This is a genomic window from uncultured Aquimonas sp. (genome assembly GCF_937888285.1).
Classification (GTDB): Bacteria; Pseudomonadota; Gammaproteobacteria; order Xanthomonadales; family Xanthomonadaceae; genus Aquimonas.
Genome location: NZ_CALART010000041.1, coordinates 1 through 6,754, shown reverse-complemented (window position 1 = coordinate 6,754; position 6,754 = coordinate 1). Strand labels below are relative to the sequence as shown.

The 6,754-nt window shown below is 65.8% G+C and carries 7 protein-coding genes and 1 pseudogene; 5 read left to right on the top strand and 3 right to left on the bottom strand.

Translation table 11 applies throughout. From position 1 onward, the window contains the following. Positions 1-59 precede the first annotated feature (59 nt). Entirely contained in the window at positions 60-281 is a 222-nt protein-coding gene (locus Q0654_RS09980) for a hypothetical protein (protein WP_298853327.1), read from the bottom strand. A gap of 93 nt (positions 282-374) precedes the next feature. Continuing rightward, positions 375-1,286, bottom strand: coding sequence for a cation diffusion facilitator family transporter (locus Q0654_RS09975; RefSeq protein ID WP_298853324.1), 912 nt, complete (start codon positions 1,284-1,286; stop codon positions 375-377). Between the two features lie 607 nt (positions 1,287-1,893). Between Q0654_RS09975 and Q0654_RS09970 the strand changes: the two genes are divergently transcribed. The 5 genes from Q0654_RS09970 (at position 1,894) to Q0654_RS09950 (ending at position 6,456) form a co-directional block, all read left to right on the top strand. Then, positions 1,894-2,154 (top strand): hypothetical protein, encoded by a 261-nt coding sequence (locus tag Q0654_RS09970; RefSeq protein WP_298853322.1) that lies wholly within the window; start codon positions 1,894-1,896, stop codon positions 2,152-2,154. Positions 2,155-2,298: 144 nt separating this feature from the next. Further along, on the top strand, positions 2,299-2,592 hold the full coding sequence (locus tag Q0654_RS09965; RefSeq protein WP_298853320.1) for a gamma-glutamyltransferase: 294 nt from the start codon (positions 2,299-2,301) through the stop codon (positions 2,590-2,592). Between the two features lie 412 nt (positions 2,593-3,004). Next, positions 3,005-3,169 (top strand): hypothetical protein, encoded by a 165-nt coding sequence (locus tag Q0654_RS09960; RefSeq protein WP_298853317.1) that lies wholly within the window; start codon positions 3,005-3,007, stop codon positions 3,167-3,169. 79 nt (positions 3,170-3,248) lie between these two features. Further along, positions 3,249-5,324: a heavy metal translocating P-type ATPase gene (locus Q0654_RS09955; RefSeq protein WP_298853315.1), complete on the top strand. Its 2,076-nt coding sequence runs from the start codon at positions 3,249-3,251 to the stop codon at positions 5,322-5,324. 19 nt (positions 5,325-5,343) lie between these two features. Next, positions 5,344-6,456, top strand: a complete 1,113-nt coding sequence (locus Q0654_RS09950; RefSeq protein WP_298853313.1) for a hypothetical protein — start codon at positions 5,344-5,346, stop codon at positions 6,454-6,456. Positions 6,457-6,491: 35 nt separating this feature from the next. Here the strand turns inward: Q0654_RS09950 and Q0654_RS09945 are convergent. Next, positions 6,492-6,754 (bottom strand): annotated as a pseudogene (locus Q0654_RS09945) (hypothetical protein); the annotation flags it as partial.

Here is a 6,754-nt window from a genome sequence, read left to right as displayed (position 1 = left end):
CCAGACGGATGGTGGAACGGGCCGCCGCGATATCCGCGCGCAGATCGGCGTAGAGGGCGTCACCCTCGATGTAATGTCGCATCGCTCAGGGCGCGGACGGACGCGACGAGGCGACCGCGATTGCCGTTCTCTTCGGTTTCTCCGATTTCGCCGATGACTGTCCGGCCCTCCTGGGGAGGAAACCGATCCGCTACAGATCCGCCATCGTTCTCCCACCGGCTGATCGCCTCTTGGCGCATTCGTGCACGCACGGATGCGGCGTTCCTGTCCTCGCGCTGCATGCCTTGACTCCTCTTCTGCTTCTGGGATTCCGTCTAATCCGCGGCCAGCTTGTGGAGCGCCAGTTGTCGCGCCGATACCGGGCTCACGCCGCGTTATTCGATCGCGGTCGCCTCCTCTTCGGTCGCAAGGCAGCGGTCCTCGATCTGGGTGGCCGAGAAGTAGATTTGGAATCGCTCGCGCAGGAGGCCGCTCACCTCCCGCAGCACGCGGTCGCCTTCCGCCATGCTGCGCACCCTGACATGGCTTGAGAAAACATTGACGCCCGACGTCAGGCTCCATGCGTGGACGTGGTGGACGTCGGTGACGCCCTCCAGTTCACGAATCGCGGCGATCGCGGCGTGCAGATCGAGATCCTGGGGCGTGCCTTGCAGGAGGATGTGGAGAGCGTCTTTCGTGATCCCCCATGACGCCCACAGGAGCACTACTCCGAACGCCATCCCCAGCAGCGGGTCGATCGCCAGGAAGCCCGTGAAGCGGATCACCAGGGCGGACACGATGATCAGGAAGCTGCCGACGAAAGTCTGGAGGATATGCCAATAGGCGCCGCGGAGGTTCAAGTCGGCCTTCTGTCGCTCGTAGAGCAGCCAGAGCGCGACCAATTCCGTAGCGATGCCCCCGGCCGCCGCGATCAGCATGGGCGTCGTCGGCAGATCGATGGGCTCCATCAGCCGCATCGCGCCCATCCCGAAGACGAACATGGCCATGATCGCGAGGAACAGGCCGTTGAATAGGGCGCCCAGTATCTCGGCGCGCACATAACCGAATGTCCGGGCGGGGCTGGATTTGCGCTCCCCGAGCTGTAGCGCGACCAAGGCGATGAGGACGCCGCCGACAGCGGAGAAGGTGTGGAAAGCGTCGGAGGTGACCGCGACGGAGCCCGTCCAGAGCCCGATTCCCAGTTCAATCACGAAGTAGACGCCGGTGAGCCAGCCCGAGATGGCCAGCGCTCGCTTGTCGGTCGTCGCAGGCGCGTGCCCCGACTGACCAGAGCCGAGTTTAGCCATCGTCGGGCTCCTTTGGGGGCCGGGTGAGCATCGCCATTATACCTTGGGATGCTCTTGCGGCAGGACTACAAGTGCATCGGCCAACCTTCGGCTAGGCGGACTCACCCAGCAAGACCGTGCCTGACATTTGCTATCTCGGCCCCTCGCCGACCGTGATTCCGCCGGGACCGGATCCCACCGGAATGGAGCGCGCCGCGCGATGGGTTTCGGGGTCGATCTCCAAAACAATGTCGGCGAAACTGTTGACGACGAAGACCCTGTCGCCGCTGTGCTGACGGCGACTCCATGAGCACCCGCCAAGGTGATGATCTCAGGGATCACCTTCTGAGTCGTGGTGTCGATGACCGACACGGTGTTTCCGGGCGACGCTTCCGTTCCCTGATTGACGACGTAGAACTCACGTCCGTTGGGCAGAGCGAAAAGTTGGATCGGGCGGGGGCCCCAGCGGGACTTGGTGATGACACGCCGGCCTGCGGTGTCGGTCACGGCTACGCTGTTCTCGTCGCGCAGGGAAACGTAGCAGTGGCGTCCATCCGGGGTGAAGCCGACATGGCCCCGAGCCTTGCCGACGGGCACTCGCGCGACCTCGCCCAAGTCTTGGAGGGTGATGACGGAAGCGGTGTTGCGCAAGACGCTGCCGTGGACGCTAGTCGCCTTTGTCGTGACGGGTATCTCGACCGTCGGGATGATCGTGCTGGTCGGCTTGGGAGATGTATCGATGATCGCCTTGTTCAAGAATCGCCAGGCCTACCTGAGTACCTCGCTCGTGCTGATGGCGGTCGCGTTTCCGCTGGTCAGCCTCGACGCGACCCGCGGCCCCGCGCTGCTGTGGTGGCCGGCCTGTTCGCGCTGGGCTGCGGCGGCCTGATCCCGCCGCTGCAGCGGCTCTTGCTGGGGCCCGCTGCGCCCGCGGACAAACCCGCGGCCGCCGATGACGCCGCGAAAACACCCGTATCGAAAGGAGCCACCCCATGAGCCACGCCAATGACCCCGCACCGGGCGCCCCCGGTCCTTGCATCCCGCGGCGCTGCAGACCATGAACCTGCTCGCAGGCTTCGACGTCGCGTCCTGGGGCGAAGGCAGCGCCGGCTACTACCACCACATCGTGGAAGCGGTGAAGATCGCCTTCGTCGATCGCGACGAATGGCTGAGCGATCCGGGCTTCGTCGACATCCCACTGCAGAAGCTGCTGTCGAATGATTACGCCGACGAGCGCCGCGCGCTGATCGATCCTCCGCGCGCTACCGATCGGCGGGGTCGAGCCGGGCCTGCGCTACGGTCCCGCTGCCGACCGCCGGCCAGCTGACGGCGACACCGTCTATTTCTGCGCCACCGACGGCGACGGCCTTGTGGTGTCGACCATCCAGTCGATCTACCACGACTTCGGCTCGGCCGTGGTCGCCGGCGACACCGGCGTGCTGATGCAGAACCGCGGCAGCTTCTTCTCGCTCGACGACCGCCACCCGAACCGGCTCGAGCCTTGCAAGACCCACCTTCCACAGCATCATCCCGGCCATGCTGCTCAGGGACGGTGCGTCGATGCTGGCCTACGGCACCATGGGTGGCGAAGGCCAGCCGCAGACCCAGGCGGGCCCTGCTCACACGGATGATCGACTTCGGCTTCGACGTGCAGCAGGCCATCGAAGCCCCGCGCTGGCTCATGGGTCGCACCTGGGGCACGGCGTCGAGCAGCCTGCTGCTGGAATCGCGCATCTCCGATGAAACCACGCGCGAACTGCGCCTGCGTGGGCAGCCCCGCGGCCATCGCCCCTCGCTGGGAGGGCTCGCTGGGCCACGCCCAGGCGATCCGGATCGACCGCCGCACCGGCTCCTTCGAAGGCGGTGCCGACCCGCGCGGGGATGGGGCGGCGATGAAGTTCTGACCAGGCGCGTCAGACCGTCAGGTTGATCCATCTCCCCACTGATGCATCATTGCATTAGTGCATCCTGGAAGACGGACCCATGACGCAACACAATCATCATCATCAAGATCATCAGGCGCATGGCGAGCAACCGCCGCATTCCCGCAAAGGTGCAGACGGCGACGGCCATGCCGGGCACGACAAGCATGCTGGCCACAGCGTGGCGAGCTTCCGCGACAAGTTCTGGCTCACGCTGCTGCTGACCATCCCCACTCTGATCTGGAGCGGGATGATCCAGCATTGGTTCGACTACACCGCACCACAGTTCCCGGGGTCGGCGTACATCCCGGCGGTGTTCGGCACGATCGTGTACTTCTACGGCGGCTCGCCGTTCGTCCGCGGCGGATACCACGAGCTGAGAAATCGCCTGCCGGGCATGATGACGCTGATCTCGCTTGCGATCACCGTCGCCTTCTTTTACAGCGCGTTGGTCACGCTCGGCGTTGTCGAGGGCTTGGACCTGTGGTGGGAGCTGGCGACGCTGGTGGCGATCATGTTGCTCGGCCACTGGATCGAGATGCGTTCGATCAACCAGGCACAGGGCGCTCTCAAGGAACTCGCGAAGCTGCTGCCTGATATGGCGGTGCGGTTGGATGAGGCCGGTACCGCGAAGGAAGTCCCTGTCGCGGAACTGAAGCGCGGCGACCTGCTGCTCATCAGGCCCGGCGCGAGCATTCCCGCCGACGGCGTCGTGAAGGAAGGGACCAGCGCCGTCAACGAAGCGATGATCACCGGCGAGTCCAAGCCGATGGACAAGTCGGCGGGCGACCGGGTGATCGCCGGCACCGTCAACGGACAGGGCTCGTTGCGTGTCGAGGTGACGGGAACCGGCGACGAGACCGCGCTCGCGGGTATCATGCGGCTCGTCGAGCAGGCCCAGACGTCGCGCTCGCGCGCCCAGGCCCTGGCGGACCGGGCGGCGTTCTACCTCACGATCATCGCCATCGTCTCCGCCGCGGTTACCGCCATTGTCTGGCCACTCCTCGGTCGACCGTGGAGCTTCACGATCGAGCGCGTAGTGACCGTGCTCGTGATCGCCTGCCCCCATGCGCTGGGTCTGGCCATCCCGCTGGTGACCGCCATCTCGACCACGATTGGCGCACGGAACGGCCTGCTCGTGCGCGATCGACGCGGCCTGGAAGAGGCCCGTTTGCTGAACACGGTCGTGTTCGACAAGACAGGCACGCTCACGCTCGGTTCGCACCGCGTCGTGAAGACCACTGCCGCCGATGGACTCACCGACGACGAGGTGCTTCGCGTGGCCGCGTCGGTCCAGCGCGACGCTGAACATCCGATCGCGCAGGCGCTGATGACCAGCGCCAAGGAACATGGCATCGACGTTCCGATGTCGCAGGACTTCGAGTCCATGCCGGGACGCGGCGTGCGCGCAGTCGTCGAGGAGCGCTCGCTCCACGTTGGCGGGCCGGGTCTGTTGAGAATGCTCGCGGTCGAACCGCCGGAGACGCTTCGGCGGGCTGCCGAATCAGCGGCAGCCGATGGTCAATCTGCAACCTACCTGGTGGAAGGCGACCGGGTGCTCGCCGTGTTCGCGATCGCTGACGCCATCCGTCCCGAATCGTTCGATGCGGTCAAGCGTCTGCACGACAACGGACTGGAGGTTGTGCTGCTGACTGGTGATTCCACCGCAGTCGGCAATGCGGTCGGGAAGGAGCTCAATATCGACACCGTCTTCGCCGAGGTCCTGCCAGAGGACAAGGTGGCAAAGATCGAGGAACTGCAGGCCCAAGGGAAGCGCGTCGCGATGGTGGGCGACGGCGTCAATGACGCGCCGGCGCTGCTCACAGCCGACGTCGGCATCGCCATCGGCACAGGGACGGATGTCGCGGTCGAGGCTGGCGACGTCGTACTTGTGCGCAGCGACCCGCGCGACGTCCCTGCGATCATTGCATTGAGCAAGGCGACCTATCGCAAGATGATCCAGAACCTGTGGTGGGCCGCCGGGTACAACATCGTCGCCATCCCGCTCGCTGCCGGCGTTCTCGCTGCATGGGGGATCATGCTGCAACCCGCGCTTGGTGCAGTGCTCATGTCGCTGAGCACCATCGTGGTGGCGATCAATGCGCAGCTGTTGCGCCGGGCGGTACGGTCCCCATGAACATGAACTGGCGACACCTATGACCACGCGCCGGCTTCTGGCACTCAACGTTGGCTCGTCCACCCTCAAGGGCGCGTCCTACCTGTTGAACGCTGAGGTGCCGGGCGCACAGCCTCGCGTCGTCGAGCGCTCCCGGGTCGAGATTTCAGTCGGCCCGGATGCGCAAGAGCGCCTTGCCACCCTGCTCGAAACCTTGTCGGAAACGGCGGCCGGCCCTGAGGTGGTGGTCCACCGGATCGTGCACGGCGGTGACCTTCACGAGTCCCGTGAGCTCGACGAAGCTGTGCTCGCGAAACTGGATGCATTGGTGCCGTTCGCGCCCTTGCACCAGCCGCTCGCACTCGCCTTCGCGCGCGCCGCGCGGCTGCGATGGCTGCAAGCCCGCCAGGGCGTGGCCTTCGACACCGACTTTCACGCCTCACTCGCCCCCTGGAGCCGGCGTCTACCCATCCCCGAAGCATGGGATGCGCTGGGTATCCGCCGCTACGGTTTCCATGGGCTTGCCTTTGCCTCCGCGCTGCGGATCGTCGCCAGCCACGACGCCGGAATCCTGCAAAGCCGCGCCGTCTTCGCGCATCTGGGCGGTGGCTGCAGCGTCTGCGCCGTCGAAGATGGTCGCAGCCGCGACACCACCATGGCGCTCACTCCGCTGGGTGGAATCCCGAGCCCTACCCGCTCCGGGGATCTCGATCCCGGTGCGTTGCTTTATCTGCTCCGGCACGAAGGTCTGGATGCGCAGACGCTTGAAGAGGGTCTGTCCCGCGCTGCCGGCCTTGCCGGCATTGCCGGCATTGCCGGGCATGGCGACATGCGCATGCTGCTCGCCGACCCCGACCCCCAGGCGCAGCTTGCCGTGGAGCTGTTCGCAGTCCGGATTGCGCAGGCCATTGCGGCCATGGCCACGGCAATCGGGGGCGTTGACCATGTGGTTTTTTCCGGCGGCATCGGCCATCGCGCGCCCGGCCTGCGTGCTCGCATCGTCGCGCGCCTGGGCTGGCTTGGTCTGGCGCTGGCGTCTCGCGACAACGATGCAGGAGCCATACGGATCGATGGCGGGAGTGGGCCGGCGATCTGGAACGTCGCGATCGATGAGGAACGCGAGCTGGCTGAATCGGCACTGGCCTGGCTGTAGTCCACGGCATATCTCCAGGGCGGCTCCAGTCAGGATTACTCGTCGATCAGGGGTGTCGTGAGCACCGCTGCGAATCCACCACCCGGGGTGCGCATGTTCGTGGTTTGGCCCTGATAAAGCCGGGCCGCGAACAACAGCACACCCGCCTCGGACGCGAAGCAGCGCACATCCGCCTTGAGGGACTGGCCCCCATGCACGATCCGCATGCTCGGTGGCGCGAAGGTTTGTGCGATGTAGGTCGCCGACGCCATCGACTCCCACGTTCGCTTGGTGAGCTTGTCACCTCCGACGTCCCCCC